Origin of the sequence: Clostridium bowmanii (assembly GCF_018861315.1) — a bacterium.
Taxonomy (GTDB): Bacteria; Bacillota; Clostridia; order Clostridiales; family Clostridiaceae; genus Clostridium_AD; species Clostridium_AD bowmanii.
Map to the genome: position 1 here is coordinate 1 of NZ_JAHLDL010000009.1, position 22,907 is coordinate 22,907.

The 22,907-nt window shown below is 30.9% G+C and carries 20 protein-coding genes and 1 pseudogene; 2 read left to right on the top strand and 19 right to left on the bottom strand.

What is annotated here, in order from left to right; genetic code table 11:
* Nucleotides 1-452: pseudogene (locus KPL51_RS07645) on the bottom strand (IS200/IS605 family element RNA-guided endonuclease TnpB); the annotation flags it as partial.
* A gap of 106 nt (nucleotides 453-558) precedes the next feature.
* Between KPL51_RS07645 and KPL51_RS07650 the strand changes: the two are divergent.
* On the top strand, nucleotides 559-1,392 hold the full coding sequence (locus tag KPL51_RS07650) for an SDR family oxidoreductase (protein WP_216159119.1): 834 nt from the start codon (nucleotides 559-561) through the stop codon (nucleotides 1,390-1,392).
* Between the two features lie 1,032 nt (nucleotides 1,393-2,424).
* On the opposite strand, the gene def is transcribed toward KPL51_RS07650, so the two are convergent.
* From def to KPL51_RS07725, 15 genes are all read right to left on the bottom strand, one after another.
* Complete coding sequence (gene def, locus KPL51_RS07655) at nucleotides 2,425-2,901, bottom strand: peptide deformylase (RefSeq protein ID WP_216159121.1); 477 nt, start codon at nucleotides 2,899-2,901, stop codon at nucleotides 2,425-2,427.
* A 151-nt stretch (nucleotides 2,902-3,052) separates the two neighbouring features.
* Nucleotides 3,053-3,724, bottom strand: a complete 672-nt coding sequence (locus tag KPL51_RS07660; RefSeq protein ID WP_216159123.1) for a V-type ATP synthase subunit D — start codon at nucleotides 3,722-3,724, stop codon at nucleotides 3,053-3,055.
* A gap of 2 nt (nucleotides 3,725-3,726) precedes the next feature.
* On the bottom strand, nucleotides 3,727-5,109 hold the full coding sequence (locus tag KPL51_RS07665; RefSeq protein ID WP_216159125.1) for a V-type ATP synthase subunit B: 1,383 nt from the start codon (nucleotides 5,107-5,109) through the stop codon (nucleotides 3,727-3,729).
* Nucleotides 5,102-6,874: a V-type ATP synthase subunit A gene (locus tag KPL51_RS07670; RefSeq protein WP_216159126.1), complete on the bottom strand. Its 1,773-nt coding sequence runs from the start codon at nucleotides 6,872-6,874 to the stop codon at nucleotides 5,102-5,104. Before KPL51_RS07670 ends, KPL51_RS07665 begins: the two co-directional genes overlap by 8 nt.
* 17 nt (nucleotides 6,875-6,891) lie before the next feature.
* On the bottom strand, nucleotides 6,892-7,200 hold the full coding sequence (locus KPL51_RS07675; protein WP_216159128.1) for a V-type ATP synthase subunit F: 309 nt from the start codon (nucleotides 7,198-7,200) through the stop codon (nucleotides 6,892-6,894).
* Complete coding sequence (locus tag KPL51_RS07680; RefSeq protein WP_216159130.1) at nucleotides 7,193-8,194, bottom strand: V-type ATP synthase subunit C; 1,002 nt, start codon at nucleotides 8,192-8,194, stop codon at nucleotides 7,193-7,195. The genes KPL51_RS07675 and KPL51_RS07680 overlap by 8 nt, the downstream gene beginning before the upstream one ends.
* A gap of 66 nt (nucleotides 8,195-8,260) precedes the next feature.
* Entirely contained in the window at nucleotides 8,261-8,860 is a 600-nt protein-coding gene (locus KPL51_RS07685; protein ID WP_216159132.1) for a V-type ATP synthase subunit E, read from the bottom strand.
* A 56-nt stretch (nucleotides 8,861-8,916) separates the two neighbouring features.
* Nucleotides 8,917-9,393 (bottom strand): V-type ATP synthase subunit K, encoded by a 477-nt coding sequence (locus KPL51_RS07690; protein ID WP_216159134.1) that lies wholly within the window; start codon nucleotides 9,391-9,393, stop codon nucleotides 8,917-8,919.
* 13 nt (nucleotides 9,394-9,406) lie between these two features.
* Nucleotides 9,407-11,365 carry a V-type ATP synthase subunit I gene (locus KPL51_RS07695; protein WP_216159136.1) on the bottom strand — a complete coding sequence of 653 codons (1,959 nt, stop codon included), beginning with the start codon at nucleotides 11,363-11,365 and terminating at the stop codon, nucleotides 9,407-9,409.
* Nucleotides 11,352-11,678 carry an ATPase gene (locus tag KPL51_RS07700; protein WP_216159138.1) on the bottom strand — a complete coding sequence of 109 codons (327 nt, stop codon included), beginning with the start codon at nucleotides 11,676-11,678 and terminating at the stop codon, nucleotides 11,352-11,354. Before KPL51_RS07700 ends, KPL51_RS07695 begins: the two co-directional genes overlap by 14 nt.
* A 324-nt stretch (nucleotides 11,679-12,002) precedes the next feature.
* On the bottom strand, nucleotides 12,003-13,760 hold the full coding sequence (locus KPL51_RS07705; protein WP_216159141.1) for a B12-binding domain-containing radical SAM protein: 1,758 nt from the start codon (nucleotides 13,758-13,760) through the stop codon (nucleotides 12,003-12,005).
* Nucleotides 13,735-14,274 (bottom strand): class I SAM-dependent methyltransferase, encoded by a 540-nt coding sequence (locus KPL51_RS07710; protein ID WP_216159143.1) that lies wholly within the window; start codon nucleotides 14,272-14,274, stop codon nucleotides 13,735-13,737. The genes KPL51_RS07705 and KPL51_RS07710 overlap by 26 nt, the downstream gene beginning before the upstream one ends.
* 90 nt (nucleotides 14,275-14,364) lie before the next feature.
* Nucleotides 14,365-15,066: a zinc dependent phospholipase C family protein gene (locus KPL51_RS07715; protein ID WP_216159145.1), complete on the bottom strand. Its 702-nt coding sequence runs from the start codon at nucleotides 15,064-15,066 to the stop codon at nucleotides 14,365-14,367.
* Nucleotides 15,067-15,140: 74 nt separating this feature from the next.
* Entirely contained in the window at nucleotides 15,141-16,439 is a 1,299-nt protein-coding gene (locus KPL51_RS07720) for a PQQ-dependent sugar dehydrogenase family protein (RefSeq protein ID WP_216159147.1), read from the bottom strand.
* 127 nt (nucleotides 16,440-16,566) lie between these two features.
* Nucleotides 16,567-17,139 (bottom strand): ferritin-like domain-containing protein, encoded by a 573-nt coding sequence (locus KPL51_RS07725; RefSeq protein ID WP_216159149.1) that lies wholly within the window; start codon nucleotides 17,137-17,139, stop codon nucleotides 16,567-16,569.
* A gap of 244 nt (nucleotides 17,140-17,383) precedes the next feature.
* Here KPL51_RS07725 and spoVB point away from each other — a divergent pair, with 244 nt between their 5' ends.
* A complete protein-coding gene (gene spoVB / locus KPL51_RS07730; protein WP_216159151.1) occupies nucleotides 17,384-18,889 on the top strand; it encodes a stage V sporulation protein B in 1,506 nt (501 codons plus the stop codon).
* Nucleotides 18,890-18,931: 42 nt separating this feature from the next.
* Here the strand turns inward: spoVB and KPL51_RS07735 are convergent, their stop codons facing one another.
* From KPL51_RS07735 to KPL51_RS07745, 3 genes are all read right to left on the bottom strand, one after another.
* Nucleotides 18,932-20,560: a putative polysaccharide biosynthesis protein gene (locus KPL51_RS07735; protein WP_216159153.1), complete on the bottom strand. Its 1,629-nt coding sequence runs from the start codon at nucleotides 20,558-20,560 to the stop codon at nucleotides 18,932-18,934.
* Between the two features lie 42 nt (nucleotides 20,561-20,602).
* Nucleotides 20,603-21,556 (bottom strand): RluA family pseudouridine synthase, encoded by a 954-nt coding sequence (locus KPL51_RS07740; protein WP_216159155.1) that lies wholly within the window; start codon nucleotides 21,554-21,556, stop codon nucleotides 20,603-20,605.
* A gap of 165 nt (nucleotides 21,557-21,721) precedes the next feature.
* On the bottom strand, nucleotides 21,722-22,894 hold the full coding sequence (locus KPL51_RS07745; protein ID WP_216159157.1) for a M20 metallopeptidase family protein: 1,173 nt from the start codon (nucleotides 22,892-22,894) through the stop codon (nucleotides 21,722-21,724).
* Nucleotides 22,895-22,907 lie beyond the last annotated feature (13 nt).

Genomic DNA, 22,907 nt, shown 5'->3' on the forward strand with positions numbered 1-22,907 from the left:
AACTTATCCTCATATTTATATAATGATTTTGGTCTTTCTATATGGTTATTGTTTGTATCTATAAGAAATTCTTTGAGCCCTAAGTCAAATGCTATCATTTCATTAATTATAGGTAACTTGAAATTTTCAGTCTCTACATTAAAACTAACAAAGTACTTACCACTAGGTACTTTACTAACAGTAGCAAATAATATTTTTCCTTTGAATTCTCTGTGTAATTTGGCTTTTACTTTACCTAATTTAGGTAATTGAACTAAATTGTTATGGAATAAAGCCTTAATATTATTATTTGTAAAGTTAGTGGTGTAAGAATAATTATGATCATGTTTTGATTTAAATTTAGGAAAACCGGTATGTTCTTTGAAAAATTTCCGATAAGCACTATCTAAATATTCTACAGTCTCCTCTAGTTTTTGCTTTTCTAATTTCATTTCACTCTTATTTATTGCCATTGATACCCACCTTTCTATAAGACCTCTTTAAAAAAAATATCTAATTCTTTAATAATAAAGATACTGTGTCATATACTTTAGTAGCATGAAATTTAAGGAGGTATTTATGAATATTTTAATAACTGGTGCAAAAGGTAATGTTGGGGCTTATCTTTGTAATGTTTTATCAAAATCACATACTATTTATGGATTAGATAAAACCGAGCTTAACATAATGGATAAAATAGCTACTGAGAAAACGCTCAATGAATTAAAGCCCGATGCAGTGATTCATACTGCAGCCATAACAAATAAATATATTTGTGAATACAACGAGACTTTAGCCTACGGTGTAAACACGGTAGGCACTTTAAATATTGCTAGCTGCTGCAATTCACTTAATATACCCATATTATACCTATCTAGCACAGATGTATACGGTGATATTAAATCTTCTCCCTACAGTGAAATTGATGAATGTACTCCAATAAACGCATATAGTAAGAGTAAACTCGGCGCGGAAGAACTAATTCAAACTATTTGCACAAAATATTTTATACTTCGCACCTCAAATATATTTGGTGGCAATGACTGTTTCGTAAAAAAATTAATAAAAGGAAAACATACAGCTATTTATCTATTTTCAAACCCCACCCTTTGTGTAACTTATATTGGAGATCTAGTTAGAGTGCTTAAGCAGCTTTTGGCAACTGATAAATATGGGATATATAACTTCACCAATGAAGGTTGTTTATCAAAATCACGGCTAATAAATAGTATAATAGAATTTAGTAATCTTAATGTTCCTTTGGTAGTACAATCAGATAAACTTTTGTCTAATATTATAAGCGAACCTAATTATACTTGCGTAGATAGCTCTCGCATAAAATCCTCACTGGGTATTGAAATTTCTTCTTGGGATGATAGACTTAAAGATTATATTAATATGCTGATGGAATAGACTAAGCTAGAATAGATTAATCTATATAGTAACTTAGCATACTGAATTATCATATATTTAAATTATCATATATAGTTTAAATTTAAATATTACTTCTTTTATCACATTGACATTTAATCACTTTCAGCTTATTATGTATATATAGGTATACCCTGCACGGGTATGGAGGTGTTTTTATGTTAACTATAGACGATAAAGCAATAAGTGCCATAAAAAAATTGAATTCAGTTTTAGTAGTTAAGTCTGTAATAAATTCTTGCGGATGAGGAGGCACACCTACAAGAAGTCTCTGGATTGAGACTCAGAAGAATTTTTTCCCTTCAGAACAATTTATTTTAATGGAACATGAGGGTGTAAAGGTGTATCTTCATAAAAGCCTTATCATAAATAAAGATATACATGTTTATCAAAAGCTTAAAATTCCATTTTTCGGCTCCATATTTGGAATTAAAGGTGTTAGATTATAACTCTCACTGTATGTCTCAATAACTATTTATCTACTATATCCTTATTAATATTCTCATATAATAAACTCATATGTTATTAGGTCCCGTTTTGAAAAATGGGTTTAATCATTATATTAATAAAAACCTGAGAATAGGCCAGTCTATTCTCAGGTTTTTTATTTGAAGGAAATAAAAAAAGCATCTCCTATGATATTTAAAATTATGGGAATGCTTTTTTTTTAAATATTTAACTAAATATATTTATTTAATAACATTATAAAAACTCAACACATAGTATTAAAAATTAATAATCGTCTCCCCCCAAAATTAAATATAGCTGGGATTATATCGCAAAATTATTCTTATCTTATGCTAACAAAAGTATATATTGCGCAGAATGCGTATGAACAAGCCTTAGTAATTCTTAACTAATTTTAGTGAAAGATACGTTAAGAAAAGTGCATGTTTGAGCGATAGCGAGTTTGCACTTTTTAGTATCTTTCAATAAAATTGGTTTAGAATTACTTGGCGAAGTGAACGCATTCCAGCAATATATACTTTTCGTTAAAGAATAATATAGGAATAATTACTCTTCCCCTTCAGCTAATTCATACATTTCCTCAGCTCTGTCAATGTACATTATTCCATCTAAATGATCAATTTCATGACAGAAAGCTCTTGCTAGTAACCCTTCTGCTTTATATGTTACTGGTTTTCCTTTGTAATTAATACCTTCCACTGTAACATTTGTAGGTCTAAATACTTCGCCTTCATGGCCTAAATAACTCAAACAACCCTCAAAGTCCTTTTCATTTCCAGATTGTGCTGTTATTATAGGGTTTATAACTATTATTGGATTTTCTTCTTCTTCTCCTAAATCAATTAAAATAACTCTCTTTAAAACTCCTATTTGAGGAGCAGCAAGACCTATCCCGGTACCCTCATAAAGGGTGTCCATCATATCGTCGATCAAGTTTAATATCTTTCTATCTACTTTTTCAACCTTTGCGCATACTGTATTAAGACGCTTGTCACCATATTGTAAAATCTTTCTAACTGCCATATGCCTTCTCCTTTACCTTATATTAATTGCTTTACTTAGCAATAAATTTAATTTCTTATATTATATATTCTATTCTAAATCACTGTATACATCAACAAATTTTAATAAAAAAAATTAAGATGTCATAAAAGACACCTTAATTTCATTTTATTTATGTGCTGATTTTCTTTGCTTCCGCAATTGCCTCTGCTTTCTCCATCATGCTTTTAACTTTCATAAGTCTAGTTAAAGCTCCTCTTTCATTTTCACCAAGCTTCATTCTTATATACTTTATAGTTTCCTCAAGTTGAGGAATAATCATATATTCAAGAGCATTAACTCTTCTTCTAGTTTTTTCAATCTCATCTGCCATGAGCTGACAAGATTTTTCTACTTCTGCAAGCTCTAAAAGTTTTGGAAGTATTAAATATAGCTTTTCTATTGCTCCATCAAGATCTGCTGAAGTACTGGCAAATCCATAGGGATATATGCTACCAGCATCATCTTCTAATTTCCTTTTAAACTCCATCATTGGAACATTAACACCCATAAGATTTTTCGTGTCAACTTTTACAGAAATATTTTCTTTTGGATAAGCAATGGCTTCCTCTAGAAATTCTGAAGACATTAAGGCACTTGCCATAACAAAATCTTTAAAAGAGTTTTGTAGTTCTTCTTCAACACTCTGTCTAAGTTCATTATTATGTTTTATAAGATCAATAAATCTTCTCATGAGTTCATCTTGTTTATCTTTTAGTAATTTATGTCCACGAGCCGCTGTAGCTAATCTTTTTTTAAGTTTAGTAAGCTCCATTCTAGTTGGATTGACACTTAACCTTGCCATGTTTACTCACCCTCTTTTTTAGGTAAGTATTTCTCAAGATATTCATCTCTTATTCTCTTAAGTTCTGTTCTTGGAAGTATTGATAGAAGCTCCCATCCTAAATTTATTGTTTCATCAATAGTTCTATTAGTTTCAAATCCTTGAGATACATATTGGTTTTCAAAAGCTTCTGCAAATTTTGCATATGCTTTGTCTGCATCAGATAAGGCTGACTCTCCTAGAATAACTGCTAGCTCCTTTGCTTGCTTACCTTGAGCATAGGCAGCAAATAATTGGTTCATTGTATCAGCATGATCTTCTCTTGTTTTGCCTTTACCTATACCTTTATCTTTAAGTCTTGATAATGAAGGTAGAACATCTATTGGAGGCATAATGCCTTTTTTATAAAGTTCTCTATTTAAAATAATTTGACCTTCAGTTATGTATCCTGTCAGATCTGGAATAGGATGAGTTATATCATCTTCAGGCATTGTAAGTATAGGAATTTGAGTTATTGAACCTTCAAGTCCTTTAATCCTACCAGCTCTTTCATAAAGTGTTGAAAGGTCAGTATAAAGATATCCTGGATATCCACGTCTACCTGGAACTTCTTTTCTTGCAGCTGAAACTTCTCGTAAAGCCTCACAGTAATTTGTAATATCAGTCATAATTACAAGAACATGATATCCTTTTTCATAAGCAAGATATTCAGCTGTAGTTAGAGCCATTCTAGGTGTAGCTATTCTCTCAATAGCTGGGTCATTGGCAAGATTCATAAACAATACAGTTCTGTCTATTGCACCAGTATTTGTAAAGTCATCTACGAAGAATTGTGCTTCCTCGAAGGTTATTCCTATTGCTGCAAATACAACAACAAATTTCGATTCTGAATTTAATACCTTCGCTTGTCTTGCTATTTGAGCTGCAAGTTGTGCATGTGGAAGACCTGCTCCAGAAAACACTGGCAGTTTTTGTCCTCTAACCAAAGTATTAAGTCCATCTATAGCTGAAATACCTGTTTGAATAAATTCAGAGGGATAGTCTCTGGCTACGGGATTTATTGCTTCTCCATTTATATCTAATTTCTTATCTGGAATAATTTTAGGTCCACCGTCTTTAGGTCTACCAAGACCATCAAAGACTCTTCCAAGCATATCTTCTGAAACTCCAAGTTCTAGTGGTCTTCCTAAAAATTTCGCCTTACTACCCTTTAAGTTAATTCCTGCAGAGCTTTCAAATAACTGAACCATTGCCTTATCTTCATTTATTTCAAGTACTTTTCCACGACGAATATCACCGTTTTGTAGCTCTATTTCTACTAGTTCATCATATCTTACGTCTTCAACTTTATCTACAACCATAAGGGGTCCTACAACTTCTGTTATGGTTCTGTATTCTTTAAGCACTAATAACCCCTCCTTCTGTAATCAGTTTTTCTACTTCCTTAGCTAAGTCTACAATAATATCATCAATTTTTGACATTTCAGTTTCAGGAATATATTTTGCTCTTGCTATTTTATCTCTTACTTGCATTTGTAGTATCTTTTTAAAATAAACTCCTGCAGCCAAAGCTTTTTCTGCTTCCGTTTGGAAAGCTAAAACTAACTTCAACATTCTATATTGTTTATCCAAAGATGTGTAAGTATCAACTTCATGGAAAGCATTTTGTTGTAGATAATCTTCTCTAATTGACTTTGCAACTTCCAATTTCAATCTATCCTTTTCAGACAGAGCATCTACCCCTACAAGTCTTACTATTTCATCAAGCTTTGCTTCTTCTTGAAGAATAGTCATAGCTTTCATTCTTAGTTCAACCCAATCATCTGCAACATTATCATCTGTCCACTTACCTATCTTATCTAAATATAATGAATAAGACTCTAACCAATTTATTGCTGGAAAATGTCTTCTATAAGCAAGTTGCGCATCTAGTCCCCAGAATACTTTAACTATTCTAAGGGTTGCTTGAGTAACTGGCTCTGATAAATCTCCACCTGGAGGTGATACTGCACCAATAACTGTAAGTGCTCCTTCTCTTTCCCCATCTCCTAGGCAAACTACTTTTCCTGATCTCTCATAAAAGTCTGCAACACGTGACCCTAGATATGCTGGATATCCTTCATCACCGGGCATTTCTTCAAGTCTTCCTGACATTTCTCTAAGTGCTTCTGCCCATCTAGACGTTGAATCCGCCATTACTGCTACTGAGTATCCCATATCTCTATAGTACTCTGCAATAGTTATACCTGTATATACTGAAGCCTCTCTAGCTGCCACTGGCATGTTAGAGGTATTTGCAATGAGCACTGTTCTTTTCATTAATGATTCACCGGTTTTAGGGTCTTTAAGCTCTGGAAACTCATTCAAAACATCTGTCATTTCGTTTCCACGTTCACCGCAACCAATGTATACAATTATTTCTGCATCGGACCATTTTGCAAGTTGATGCTGAACTACAGTTTTTCCACTTCCAAAAGGACCTGGTACACAAGCAGTACCACCTTTTGTTACTGGGAAAAAGGTATCTATTACTCTTTGTCCTGTAACTAATGGTTCTATTGGATTTAATTTTCTAACATATGGTCTACCACGTCTTACTGGCCATTTTTGCATTAATGTAATTTGCACAATACCATCAGAGGTTTCTACTTCTGCTATTACTTCATCTACAGTAAACTCTCCTTCTTTTATAGAAGATATAGTTCCAGAAATTCCGTTAGGTATCATTATTGTTTGAGTTATAACAGTAGTTTCCACCACTGTGCCTATAGCAAAACCTGCTGAAACTTCATCCCCGATTTTGGCATTAGGAACAAAATTCCATTTTCTACTTCTATCTAGTGATGGAACATTTACACCCTTTGTTAAGAAATTTCCAGCAATAGCTCTTATTGCCTCAAGTGGTCTTTGAATACCGTCAAACATGGATTCCATAAGTCCTGGTCCAAGTTCCACGCTTAGTGGTTCGCCAGTAGTTACTACTGGATCTCCTGGTCCTAGGCCTGAGGTTTCTTCATATACTTGAATTGAGGCTCTATCACCTCTCATCTCGATAATTTCGCCAATAAGACCTTTTTCTCCAACCTTAACTACGTCATATATATTAGCTTCATCCATGTCCTTTGCAACAACTAAAGGACCTGAAACTTTTACAATTTTACCGATTTTCAAGTTATCTCCCTACCTTTCTATAAAATATTTACGCCCACAGCTTTTTCCACATTGTCTCTAATTCTTTGCATTCCTATATTTAGTGAGCCTTGATTACTTGGTATTAATATAACGGCAGGAAGCATTTGTGCGTTATATCTTTTAATAGTTTCATCTAAATGCTGGGCTATCTGCTCAGTAACAAATATAACTGCATAATTATCCATTGCCATTTTATCTATAGTTTTTCTAGCCTCTTCAACTTCAATAACAGGATATACGTCAATTCCAAGAGCTTTAAAAGCAAGTATTGAATCTTTATCTCCAACTACTCCAACTTTATGCATAAACCTCACGCACCCTTTCTCTTATAACAGCCGTATCAACGTTATTTAATTTTCCAACCATAATAATTCTTATTATTTTTATTTCTGTTTCCTTTGCTGCAATATATGCAAATATTGGCTCAGGTCCAAAAGTTATATATTTAGCAGGTTTCAGATCTTTCATAATAAAATTTTCTGAAAGTTTTTCAAAAAGAGAAAGTTTTCCTATTTTAATATATTCCTCTAGTCCCATTCTTACAACTTCTCCATATTTAGATGATGCAAATTTAGCTGCCATGTTTTCAATAGGCTCATCAAAGGCTCTAATTAAAATATCCATAGCTATATCCCCACCTGGAAGAATAACCTCTTTTAAAAATTTTAAATCCTTTTCTTGTTTCTTTAATCTAATAACCGACTTTATGTTAGAAAAATCTATACTTCTCACAACATAATCAAGTATAAATTTATTTTTTAATTCTTTTGCCCTTGCTAACATATCTATATACATATACTGATCTACTATAATATCTATTTTCTGAGGATCTTTAAGTTCCTGGTAGACTTCATCAGCCTTAAGTATAGCATCTCTCATGCTAGGATTTAATTCTCTATAATCCTCTGTTGTCATGTAGAGTTTTAATTTCTCTATCTCCACTGTACCTACAGGAATTAACATGTGAGAAAAATCTTTGTCTAATGCCCTGCCCTTTAACATTACCTTAATATTATGATAATCATATTTCAGACTCATAATATCTACTATAGCAGGCTCTGGAGAAATACTATACATAAGCGAATATACTCTATTTAACTCCTCTTTAAGTAATAAATTGTAGTCCTCTGGTCGTTTTACAGTTCCCATCAAACCTGCATATTCTGTTTCCTGTAAGACTTTAAGCACTTCTTCCGCAGAGGTACTATCAATCATCCTATCAATCTTTACTTTACTCAGGAGTCTTGTTTCTAATACTCTTAGCCTAGCCACAGCTTGTGTAAAATTCATATTATCCATATATGGCTATCCTCCTTGTTTTGCTTTTGGAAGGATAATAATTATAAATTATTACCCTCCTTAAATTTAATTAAATAGTACTTTTACTATTTCTGATTCAAGCTCATCTCTTAAGGAATTAACTAAACTTTCAAAAGTATTGTTAATCTCTATACCATTTTTAATTATAATAAATCCACTTTTTATATCCCTATCTTCAGAACACAATTTTATTTCACCTAGTTTACCTGATGTAATAAGTGCTGAATTTATTCCGGATAAATACTCCTTATTTACTATGTTTTTATATTTCCCAGGAAGTATTATTTCCTCATCTCCAACTATTGATATTGATAAAAGGTATCTTTTTACAATTTCTAAATATTCTACATCACTAATGACTAAAAGCTTTTCCAATGCATCTACAAATACTTTATCAATCATTTTTTGCTTAGCCACTATCTTGTCATTTCTTACAGATAGCTGAGTATTAGATATAATCCTCTGTTTAACGGTAATAGCTTCTATTTTACTTTTCTCTAGCATTTGACTTTTTAGTAGTTCTGCTTTTTTAATTTTATTTTCTACCATTAACTTTCCATTGTCACTTGCTTCTCTCAATATAGTTTCTGCTTTAATACTCGCATCCTCAATTATCTTAGCTGATAAGTTATCTAAATTTGACATATATTCACTTCCTCTAACTTCTTAATTTTAAAATTAGAATATCTTACTTACTAAGATTATACAGATTGAATAACTAAAATTATTGAAATAACAAATGCTAAAATAGCATATGTTTCAACCATTACAGCAAATATTATAGCTTTTGCCATATGTTCTGGTTTTTTAGCGAGTATTGCAATACCTGCTGCTGAAGTTTTAGCCTGCGCTATTGCAGAATAGTATCCTACAAACGCTATTGGTAAACAAGCCATAAATAAATATAATCCCGTACCTAAAGTCATAGCTGCAACTAATTTAGGTAATACCATAAGTCCTATAACGAAACCATAAAGTCCTTGTGTACCTGGTAACAATTGTAGAATAAGTACTTTACCAAATTTCTCAGGTTCTTCAGTTGTAAGTCCCGCACCCGCTTCACCAACTAAACCTACACCTTTTGCTGATCCTATTCCAGGTAAAATAACCGCTAGTGCCATCCCCAATACAGCGAATACAATTCCACCATTTTTAATTATAAATCCCATAAATGTCATTATTAATTCCTCCTCAAATTTGCTTTTCTTTAATTATAGTAATATACTGATTTGCTGATTTAAACACTTTGAAGGCTTTTCCTCCACCTTCATAAAATTTACTGAAATATTCTACATATTGAAGCCTAGCACTATGAACAAAAGCTGATAATGCACTTAATAATAAATTAAACGTTTGTGTAGCCACAAATATAAATATACCTATAATAATATTAAAAGGTGTTGGCATCATTCTAATAATCATATTAAAAGATGCTGCTATGAATCCACCAGCAAGTCCGATTGCCATAATTCTTGAATACGAAACTAAATCTCCTATATAGCCAGATATGCCATACAATCCATAAAAACCTCCGGCAAGTTTTCCGCCAATGCCTTTGTTTTGTCTTCCTTGGGTTAATACTAGTGCAACCATCCCTGTTATCATAACCCATTTGCCTATATTAATTACAGCTGGGCTTAAACCTAATGATGATCCACCTAATAATAAAAATGCTCCAGTTAATGCAGCATACCATGTTAGAACATCATAAACAGCATCCATTGGTTTACCATCGCGAATAAGCATATATCCTTTGATTCCAAGACCAAAATAAATTTGGAATGCACCCATTATAATGGATATTATAAGTAAAAGCATTATATCTTCTTTAGGAGTTATTATAGATTTAAATTGAATTAAATCTCCAAAGAAACTTCCATAAACAATTCCTGCCACTACTGTTGGTATACTTAGAAACATGAAAAACTTAGCGAATCTTCGTTGCCCGTCATCTAAATTGAATTTGTTTAGTGCAAGCAATGTTACTAAAAATATCACTATCCCATATCCAATATCAGCCAGCATCATTCCAAAAAACACCATGTAAAAAGGTGTCAATAGCGGTGTCGGATCTATCTCTGAATATTTAGGTAAACTATACATTGATGTTATTAGTTCAAACGGTTGAACAATAGAATTATTTTTTAAAAGTATTGGTACTTCTTCATCTTCCTTATTAGCATCTTCTATTTCTAAATAAAAATTTTCTTTAGTTATAGTCTTTATTAATTCTTCTAACTCACTTCTAAGTCCTGTTTGTACCCATCCCTCTATAGCCACTACATTTTCTGTTTTTAAAAAATTTTCACAAGCTGATGCCTTTATATGCTTATTTGATAAGTATTCAGATACTATTTTAAAATCCTCTAAATACTGACAGTTATCTTTTATTTCCAAATTTACTCTTACTTCTTCCTTTGATATCTCTTCTAATCTTTCCTTGTATCCACGTACAATCTGTTCAGGAATTCCATCATATTTTAAACTAATATTACTGAAATTATATTGTTTAAGTATTTCTTTAGCTTTATCTTCATAACCTTTGTAGATTATAAGAATTACATTCATAGCTTCTTTTACTTCACTAATAACTTCTAAGTAAGAATATGGAACCTCACTTTCAAATTTTTCTCTAAAAGTATCCTTAAAAGTTTTTGGTAATGACCCCATCATGAATGTACTGGAGTTTAATGTCTTTAAATCTTCAAAAGCTGCATCAAGTTGTATCCAAGGGGTTAATACTTCTATTTCAGAATTAATTTTAGATCTTTCACTTTTCATTTGTATTAAATAATTATCTTTTTCTTTTAGATCTTTATAGTTTTCATTATAGTTTGATTCTTTAGCTAGCTTTTCTAATTCATCATAACTAAGCAAACTTTTACCCTTGACTAAAGATTTTATAGCTCCTTGTTTTTCTGAGTGCTTTAGTAATAGTTCAAGAGCAAATTTTACTTTTGCCTGTTCACCTTCTAAATAAGAAACTTTCTCATTCTCTGAGTCTTTTTTAAGAGATTGCAAATGTTCTTCATCAAGTTGTTGTAAGTTTATAAATTGAACATTTTCAAATCTATGAAGTTTATCGAGCAAAGTTTCTTTTTGTGATTCAAAGGCAAATAATGTAAATTTACTCATTTTAACTATTGCCATTATTTTTCACTATCCTTTCAACCACTTTGTTAACCGCCCTATGAAATCTTTCACTATCTAGATTAAGTATATTATCTATATCTGCTTTACCTTGCTCTAAAATTGGTTCAGAATTTATTCTGCCTTCCTCTTTAGCACTTTCGATGATTTTTTTAATTTCTTCTTTAGCCGCATCCAAAACTTTTTTGTACTGACCAACAGATTCAATCTCAGATTTTTTTAGTATATCCTTACTACCTTCAATTGCCTTGTTGATATTCTCTGTTGCTTGCTGCTCTGCATTTTTTATACTCTTTATTGCCTCTAATGCCAAAATATCACCACCTTTTTTTCTAAAAAGGCACATCTAAACAAATAACATGTCAGTATGCTACTCTATTTTTATGTACCTAAATAGGTATAATGAATCAGTTCAATTATTAATACTTTTTGATAATAGCAAACACCAAATATGGTTTGGTATTTTTCATTATACTTTATGTAGTATTGAATACAACTTGTATTATACTTATTATTTTTATAAATTTCAACTTCTTTTTTTTCAAATCAATGAATATTCTTAAAATTAGCTTAATTTAATACAGTATATATCATTTTAAAGGAAAGTTTAGTCTATTCTTGTAATTCTATGGATTTTTTATACACAATCTAAAATTGATGTTGTATCCACTATATCTTCCTCATTATTAATATCATAAACTAAATAATGAGTTTGTTCACAAATAGTATTGTTATCTATATATTGTAAGATATCAATCATAAATTTTTCAATATGAATATTATTTGCATTTTTCATATTATTGTTTTCTAAAAATTTATCCTTAATTCCTCTCTCTATTTCCTTATCTATATCCCTAACTAAAAAATCTGGAAGCCATTTCTTTTTGTTATATTTAAGATAGTCATATTTAACAATCTCTTTTAGTGCAAAATCATCTTGTTTTAGTTTTTCTTCATTAAATTCAATAAATATTTTATAATAATCTACTGAAGAAATTTTCCTTGCTAAATATCCCTTATCATACGCGAATAATCCTAGCTCGTAATAAAAATCAAAGGGTGTATTAAACTTTCCTACAAAGTAAGTTAAAATAGTGCTGAATTTTTGTGAATTATAGTATTTATCAACCATTTTCTCTACCCTTTTTAACTTAACTAACTCGCCATAACTTATATCCTTAGTTCTTAGAATCTCATAAGGCGAGTAAGGAGAATAGGCCATTCCCCAAATTTCCGCTTCATCCATCATATCTGAACCTTTAAGTAATTTTAAAAAGCCTAGTTGTATTACTTCTATATTAAGGCTATAAACATCATTAAAAGAATTTCTAAAAGATTCGTAATCTTCTCCAGGAAGACCAGCTATTAAATCCAAATGTTGATTAATAGTCTTTATTGCTTTTACCTGCAAAACCTTTTCCTTTATTTCCTCAAAGGTCACAAATCTATTTATATTATTAAGTATAGTAGGATTTGTTGTTTGAACTCCTACTTCAAATTGAAATCTGCCCTTTGGCGCCTTAGATAAAACATCTAATTCCTCATCAGTTAATAAATCTGCTGAAATTTCAAAATGAAAGGTTATTTGGCCCTGTATCTTTATTAAATATTCCCAAATTTCTATTGCATATTTAGGATTACAATTAAAAGTTCTATCTACAAACTTCACTAAAGTTACTTTTTTATCAGCAAGAAATTTCAATTCTTTTTTTACTCTTTCAACATTCAAAAATCTAACTCCATGTGAAGTTGAAGAAAGACAATATTTACACTTAAAAGGACATCCTCTAGATGCTTCATAATAAACTATTTTACTTCCAAGTTCTTCTTCATTATATGGGAAAATAATCTCATTCATATCCATTGCAGATCTTTCACCATTATATTCTATTTCACCATTTTTCCTATAATACAACCCGAGTATTTCTCCAATTTTTATATTATTTTTTTGGTCATTACCAGTTTCTTTTTCTGTATTAAGTTGAATATTTTGCTTATCATTTTTCTGGCTGGCAATCTTCCACTTAATAAATTCACTATAGGTTATCTCACCTTCGCCTTGGATTACATAATCACCTACATTCTCCACAAGAAAATCTTTACATTTATAACTAACCTCTGGTCCACCATAAAGGATTTCAATTTTACTATTCACAAGTTTAATAAGAGTTGCTACCGTCTTAACGTACTCAATATTCCAAATATAGCAAGAGAATGCTACAAGATCTGGTTTGCAACGTAAAATCTCCTCTAAAATTCTCTCAATTTGATCATTAATAGAAAATTCCATAATGTCACATTCGTAATCTAACTCTTCAGTATATGTTTTTAAGTATCTTACCGCCAAATTGCTGTGTATATATTTTGCATTAATCCCTACTAATGTTACTTTCATCTTCTGATTTTCCTCTCCTTTTGCATACCATGTAATAAATATTATCTGAACTTTTAAGAGTTGTTATTTTAAAATAAGGTTTTAGAATTTTCATTGTATTTTCTTTATCGCTATTTTTAAATATATTTAAGTCTCTAAAATTTATTGTTTTTGTACTTTTGTCCGGTAACAATATATTTATTTTAGAATTAAAAGTTTTAAGGAAACCTTTATCTATATCCCATATATATAAGAGCCCATCTTCTTTCAAAAATTTATATATATCTTTAATTAATTTATTTTTACTCTCTGTCAATTTTATTCCACTTAAAGTAAAAAAAAGCACACAGGTGTCATAGGACCCCTCTTTAATTTTATTTTTATCCTGTTTCCCCTCTACATACTCTACACAACTTCTGTCATCAATATATTGTTTGCAGATATTATATATAATCCCATGGTTAGAAAACCCTATATCTAATAAATTTCCTTTGAAAATTTCTTTCTCTAGATTTATAAAAACCTCCCTTTTCAATTATTTCCCCCCCTCGCCAGATATCTTTTAATATTTTACTTATTTTTAAATATTCTTCAAAAATAAAATAATTCCTCTAAAATAAAGGAATTATTTCTTAATCTGGTTATAAAAATTTAACATTAACCCCGCTGTAGTCTTTTGTGCCCTTTGAACTATGAGTACAGATATTTTGTTGTATTTTTCTTCTTTGATTTTTAAATTGGCATAATAAATAAAAGTTTTATTAGCAAATAATGCGTTGTTTTTTATATAATCTTCTACCTTATCTTCTTGTATTATTTCGTTGAAAATAGGAAAAGAATAATCACTCATTAATTTACTTATAATCCAAAGTTCAAAACTTCTATGACTTTTCAGGAGTTTATTATTCACATGTTGAGGCACCGTAGAATCTTGAACTAAATGGCAGGCTGCTCCGAAATAGAACATTGCTTGCCTAACGTCACCTTCTTCCACAAATTTCAAAGCAGTTTTATAATATTTTTCAAATTCAGTTAATGCATTTGAAAATCCATAGAGGCCAGTACCTTTTAAATGATGATAAAAATGATTTGAACTTTTAAAATCTTGATCTGCCCAAGTAACCCCTTTGTTTAATTCTTTTATATGTGATTTGTAGAAACTATGAACTTCACTGTATCCCTGATTTTTTAATATTTCTATAGCTTGAATATTTATAAACTTATGAACAATACAATGAGTCTTCATAATCTTTTTTTTAATTGGATTTGCTGCTATCATTAATCCTTTTAATGTTTTTCCGTAGGTAGCTTCAATTGTTTTTTTCAAACTATTCACCTCTTAATTTAGTATACACTAAATATACTTTGAAAACATATTTACAAAATATATTTAACTCTATTTTAGTTCTTTTTGCACAAACCTACAAGTATACTACCTATTAAAGTTAATACAATTACCATTAAATAAAAAATGTTTTTTTGCGATCCTATACCTCTATTAAGACTTTTATTTTTTCCTATGCTAATTATATACCCACTTTTAGAGTCTAAAACTATTAAATTGTCAAAAAATTTCATACTAGATATATAGGTCTCCTCGTAAAAGTTGATTTTTTCATTAATAACACCTGTGCTCTTTAAACTATATATACTATTATCATTCTTTTCGTAGAAATATATACAGTCTTTTTCTCCTAATATTCCTTTTTGATCAACTGCTAAACTTACTAAACTATCTACTGAGCTATGTTGATAAATTGGTGCAGGTGGGTTTGTTGTGGGGTGCTTCTCTAAAATAAATGGTATAGTATTCTTATCTGAACCTTTAAATTTAGGGGAGCTTACTTCATCTCCACCAGCATAATCTGGAAAACCATACCATATATTTTTTTTAATTTGATATATATAATCACTGTCTCCCAGTACAGGCCTTAGTCCTCTATTCTCCATGCCCCCCACTGTAACTAATACTTTGCCCCCCGTATTAAAGTCTATGGACTTTATATTTCTTATGCCCCAAGCAAAGTTTCCTTGTGCTCCAGTTTTTAGATTATAAATTATTATAGATGAATTTCCTGGCATATGTTCTGTTATAATCTGTCCATTAATATTTTTAGTTTTATATGAAACAAATGCTCCGGTTTTTTCTTCTCCAAAATCAGTTCCTTTTATAGTTATCCTCTTTGGTGTAATATCATGGTTCTGAGGGTAATCATCTATCCACTGATTATCCAGTCCTACTACTCCAGAATTTGTTGCTGCCCCTATCGTAACAAATAGATACTCTCCATTGATTCTAATGGAGCTCTTATTATAATCCCCATAATTAGGTATATTTTTAATTATTTCAATACTTTCCTTTGAAATTAAATTATAAGAATAAACTTTAGTACCTGATGCATAATACAATACTCCATTGTTATAATCTAAACTAGTTATAACAAGATTTTTGTTAGTAAATATATTGTATGCTTTACCCCTTTTATCAATGTACTGTATCTTATCTTGAAATGCTACATAATAATTACCTTCACTGTCTCTCGTAAAATCTACAGCATCACTTAATCCTTTAAACATTATCTCTGATTTTATAAGTTTATCCTTCACTGTAGCCCTATATTCTTTAAAAGAACTTTTCAATGAAAATAATACAAAAGCCATTGCAACTAAAATCACTATAAATCCAATGGTCTTCTTCATACTTCCCCCCTAAATTATAAATACTCTAATCTATATATATTTATATAAATTAGAGTATATGTGTTAATAATCTACTAAAGTAGTACAAACTACTACTCCAGCTTAATTAAAAACCTAGGTTGCGTTGTTAATAACCCCCAGCAATTTGCATATGATCATGTTCAACCTGAAATAGTGCAAAGAATACTTCCTTAATAATAGGATTATTAATTTTTTTACCGTTTTTTTCGTAAAACGTAGCAGCATGAATCTCTCTAGCTTCTGCCAATTCCAATAAGCTTTTGTCATTTTTATATTTGCTATAATCTATATGTACTAATGTGGGAAGCGCTTTGAACCCTCCTAGTTTTTGATGCACTACAGCATGCATATGTTCAATCTTTGATAGTGCCTCAAAAGTTTCTTTAACCTCTAAGTTATGTGAAAGTTTCACTGCTGACTTGTAAAACTCAGAATTAAATATCTCAAGCTTCATTGCATGGTCTAATATTACTGAAATATTGTCATCTAAACTTTCAGCTGGGACCTTATACATCTCGCTATCAGAAACAATTTCACCTTCTGGTCTTAAATATTTACTACTCACGCCACAAAACGGACAATATTTAAAATTTTCTCTTTCGTTTTTTTCTAATAAGCCCACATTATTAATATTGAAATTATTTATGTTTATATCCATCCCACATACCAAACATTTCATATTTTCTCTCCTTAACTCAAATTTGAATAATTAACAAGTCACCATGCTAGTTTGTTTATTTGTTTGCATGTAACCAATCTACTAATAAAGTTATTCTAACATAAAAAAATTCATTTACAAAATCATCAATAACACCACTTCCTTTTTTATTTTCATGTTCCTATAGAATATAATTAGGTCGTTTCACATACTAATTATTAATACCTTTTACTTACACAAGTTAAAGAACAAGGAGGTAGCTTTTATGGTTAAAGATAATTTCTATAGAGATTCGATAATACTCACAGTATCTAATCTTATTGCCGGAATACTCAGATTTATGTTTTCCATTTTACTTTCAAAAAAATTAGGGGCAGAAGGCATGGGTCTATATAGTCTTGTAATGCCTATTTACGATTTATTCATTTGCCTTATTTGTGGAGGCATGGTAACAGCTATTTCAAAAGAGGCCTCAGCCTATTATGGAATAAATGACTATGGTAATCTAAATAAAACTATACATACCGCCTTAGTTTTTGACTTCATCTTTGCTATATTGATAACAATTTTAGTTTTTCTTTTTTCGCCTTTTATAAGTACATATATTATTAAAGACGTAAGAACCCTGTATTCCCTTTGGGTTATTTGCCCTGCACTAATCTTTGTTGCTCTGTCCTCTATATACAAGGGATATTTCTATGGTATTTCAAATGTTAAGGTACCTGCAATCATAGACGTGGTTGAAAAGTTTGTAAGAATGGCTATAATACTAACACTAATTAACTTTTTCGCATTAAAAACTATAACTTCTACTGTAACTGCTACCTATATATCCTTAAGTATTGGAGAACTTATAAGTTTTATTCTTTTGTTTGTTTTCTATAAGAAAAGTAAAAATGAATTTAGAGATTACAGAAAAAAAGCAGAAGGCAGAGCTCAACTTTTATTTAATGTTCTTGTTGTTTCCTTGCCATTAAGCTTAAATGGCTTTTTAACCACCATTATTTCCGCCCTATCCACCTTGATTGTGCCTAGGCGACTAGTTTATGCTGGAATAGAATACACAGCTAGCTTAGCTCTAATAGGTAAGTTTTCAGGTATGGCTATGACCATTGTTTTCTTTCCGTTTATTATAGTAATGTCCATGGCAACCATGTTAACTCCAGATATTTCTAAAAACGTTATAAAAAACGATTATCATTCTTTAGAGAATAGAATAATGGAGGTTATAAAAATCTCATTTTTACTAGGTATTTCAACTATGATAATATGTTTAAGTAATGGAGACTCCCTAGGGAAACTTTTTTTTGACAGATATGATTTAGGTATTTATATACGCCTCGCTGCCCTAAGCGCACCTTTCATGTATATGGCTGGTTCAACCTATGGAATTTTAAATGGACTTGGCAAACAGAAGGCTCTTTTAATAAATTCGGTGATAACCGCTATTCTTCAACTTATCTTGCTATATATGCTTCTAGGTATTCCAAGCATAAATATTTTAGGTTACGGCATAACATTTTTCATAACCTCTTTAGTAAACTTTGTATTAAATATTATTTCGATTAAAAAGAGCTGCTATATACAATTTTCCGCCCCAGAAATTTCAATAAATATTTGTCTTAGCATCTTTTTATACTTTATATTGAAAATTCTAGATAATACTATACCAAATTCTATGTTTATAACTAAAAATATAGTGATTATTATTACTGGCTTCTCTCTATTATTATTTTCTATTTTACTCACGAAAAAAAGCAAACAAGTCTAAGACACAAAATAGCCTTAGACTTGTTTATTTTTTATTTATGTTCTATCTAATTCTATGTAAAATAGACTTAGGTATAAGTTTTGTGATTTTGCGAGGGAATACCTCTAAATCCTCTTTACGTATTCCACCTATAAGAACTAAGGTGAAGAAATAAGTTATTATAGCTAAAACCATAGCAATTAATATTGCCATTGCATTAGCAAAATATCCTTCGCGTGCAAGGCTAAATATATAATTAAAGTAGCCATACATTAGTCTCGCTACAAGTGCCATAACACCTGAGGCTATTATAGGTTTAATTGCATGACTAAATAGATTTGTTTTAACCCTAAGTGCTTTGTTCATAGTATTATGGTTTAGTATCAAAAGTATAGCAAAACTTACTCCATTCCCCATAACCGCACCTAATATATTAATACTTGGGATAGATACAAAAATATAATTAACAATTATTTTTCCTATTAATGCAACTACTGCATAAAACGTAACTAAGTAAAGTTTTCCAAGGCCTTGAAGTATTGAAGTTTGAATACTAACCACAGCCATAAATACAATTACTATTGACCCATATACAAGTAATCTTCCAACGCTAGAACCATATAGGAGCAGATTTACTATAGGGTTAGCTAAAACTGCAAGTCCAACTGCGGAAGGCACTGCTACTAAAAAACATAACCTAAAAGCATAGTTAACCTTGTTTCTTACAGCTTTTTTATCTCTAAGTGCCATTAAGCTAGATATAGAAGGTAATATAGTTATAGCTAAAGATGAAATAATAGCTATAGGCACACCTATTAATGTAGTATATTTACTTAATACACCCCATAAAACTTCAACTTGCATTTTATCAATTCCAGAAACTAGCATTCTTGATTTAACTAGTTTTAGGTCAATTAGTAATCCTGCTTGTTGTATTGCTAAACATATTGTCATTGGTACTGCATAACTTAATAGTCTTTTGATTAATTTTTTAGTGGTTAATCTTTTTATGACTAGACTATTATATCCTTTGGGCACCTTAAAAACCTTGTTTTTTTCATAGGCATAAATCATATACATTGCAGCAACAACTGCTCCTACAGATGTACCTATGGTTCCACCCGCGGCACCTTCTTCTACTCCATATTTTATAAAATAGGCTGCAAAAACCAAACTAAATATAGTGTTTGCAATCTGTTCTAGAACCTGTGATATAGCTGTGGGAGTCATATTCCCTCTTCCTTGGAAATACCCTCTATAAGCTGACAATACAGAACTTATTAAAATAGTTGGAGCTAAGGCCATAATGGCCAGTCTTGAAGTAGAACTTTCTGTTATATTAGCTAGAGGCAATGCAAAAATAAGCATTAGAAGTGACATAACAACTCCTAATATCAAGAGTAAAAATCTAGCTATTTTAAATGTTCTTACCGCATCTTTGTAATTTCCCATTGCTATGAGTTCTGATACCATCTTGGATATAGCAACAGGAATACCAGCATTTGTTAATATGTACATATAGACAAAAATATTGTACGCAGAATAATATACACCTAGTCCATCCTCGCCTAATATTTTCCCTAAAAAAGGTATATAGAGTAGTGATAAAAGCTTAACCATAAAACCTGCCGCAGATAATATGGCAAAGCCTTTTGTTGTTGATTGTTTTTTTGAATTTATACTTTCACTCATTAAATCATCACCTTCAGTACTGAAATGTTGACTAAAAGACCTTTAAAATTTAAATACATCCTTTTTAATCTTTTTTAATACTGGTGGTAAGCTTTCTGCAACAGTTTTATTCTCCATATAAGAAAATTCCTCTGGGCAATTCTTGAATGTTGCCTTATATGCATATAAAAATTGATAGTTCAAACCATATTTATTATCAAAGAAACTATTCATTTTTTTGTCTCCATATTTTGGATCACCAATAATTGCATTCCCCATATGACTTAAATGCGCTCTAAGTTGATGACTTCTTCCTGTTAAAAGATTAATATCTATTAAAGAAAATGTACCACAGCTTTCTATGTTTTTAACTTCCATTGCTATTCTTTTTGTATCTGGCATTTCAGTGTCAAACACCTGTGATATATTTGCATCTTCATTTTTATATATATATCCCTCATAAATTCCATCTTTAATTCTGTTACTTACTAGTGCCATATAAAATTTTTCAACATTTCTTTCTCTAATCATCTCATTTAAAAGTTTAAGAGATTTGAAATTTTTACCAAACATAACTATACCTGAAGTATTTCTATCTAGTCTATTACATGGTGCTGGAGTAAATGTTATTTCATTTTCTGGCTTATAATCTCCCTTATCATATAAATAAGATAGCACATAATCTATTAAAGTAGCTTCTCCACCCTTTTTATCAGAATGAACTAAAACTCCTGGCCATTTTTCCACCATTAATATATTAGCATCTTCAAATGTTATTTTTAATTTATTATCAATTCTTTGAAAAGGCTCCTTTTTAACATCGCTAGTAATATATTTTGTTTCAACAATATCACCTTCTACTAAACAATGCTTTTCTTTGATTTTGCTACCATTAACCCTAATATCACCTTTTCTAAAAGCTTTATATATTTTGCTAAGTGGCACATCTCCAAGTACTTTCCTCATGAATTTATCCGTTCTTTGTCCTGCTTCGTTTGCTCCAATTTCTATCCTCATAAATATCCTCCTACTTTTTCTATCTCTAGTTCTTCTATTTCTAGCTCTTTTATCTATAGTTTTTTATATAATGACGAATTCCCTATATAATTAAATTTATCTTCTAATAAATTACTTTACACTTTTAAAAAATTACATCAAGCATTAATTATATACTAAAATACGCTATGAATTCAATAGAAATTCATAAGCTAATTTACATTGCAATGCTACACCTATTGATAAACAACTCTCATCTATGTCAAATAAACTTCCATGGGCCGGATTATCTATACCTTTTTCCTGGTTTCCACTTCCCAAAAAATAAAACAGTGCTGGTCTTTCATTGGAAAAATAAGCAAAACTTTCCACACCCATAGTAGGCTGGTCTACTTTATAAACATTGTTTTTTCCAATTACTTCACTTGCCTTTATTTCAAACATTCCTGCTAAGTCATCATTATTATAAAGACAGGGATAGCTTTCCTCTATATTAATTTCACATTTTCCCCTCATAGAACCAACTATACCTTCTACTACCTGAACTAACCTTTTCTTTATATATTCCCTATGTTCGCTTTTCATAGATCTAATAATTCCTGATATTGTGACTTCTTCAGGTATAATATTTTGAGCTGTACCGCCATGAAATGAACCTATAGTGATTACTGCCGCATCTGTAGGTGGAATTTCCCTACTTACAATGCTCTGAAGGGAAATGATGACATTGCTAGCTATTACAATAGGATCAATAGTCATATGTGGACTTGCACCATGACCTCCTTTACCTATTATTTTTATAGTAAAAGGGTTTGATGCTGCATAGGCCACTCCTCTTTTTAAACCGACAGTTCCCGCCTGTAACCACTCTTCTACATGAAGTCCAATTACAGCATTTACCTTAGGGCTTTCTAGGACTCCCTCACTAATCATGAGTGGTGCCCCACCGGTAGTTTCTTCTGCAGGTTCAAAAAAGAATTTAACATTTCCTTTAATTTCATCCTTCATACTATTTAAAATTTTAGCTGTTCCTAAAAGTATAGTGGTATGAGCATCATGTCCACAAGCATGCATTTTTCCTGGTGTTTTTGATGAGTAGCTGCATACTTTCTTATCCTCTAGGGGAAGTGCATCCATATCTGCCCTTAGTGCAATGGTTTTATCGCCATTGCCTCTAATAATAGCACAGATTCCTGTTCCTGCTACCTCATAAAACTCAATGCCTTCTTTTGATAAAAAATCTTTTACCTTTTGAGAAGTTCTAAATAAATCGAAACCTAGTTCTGGATTTTCGTGAAGATCTCGCCTTATTTCTATTAATTCACTCTGAATATCTTTTGCCTTAGCTAAAAAATTCATTATTCACACCTCT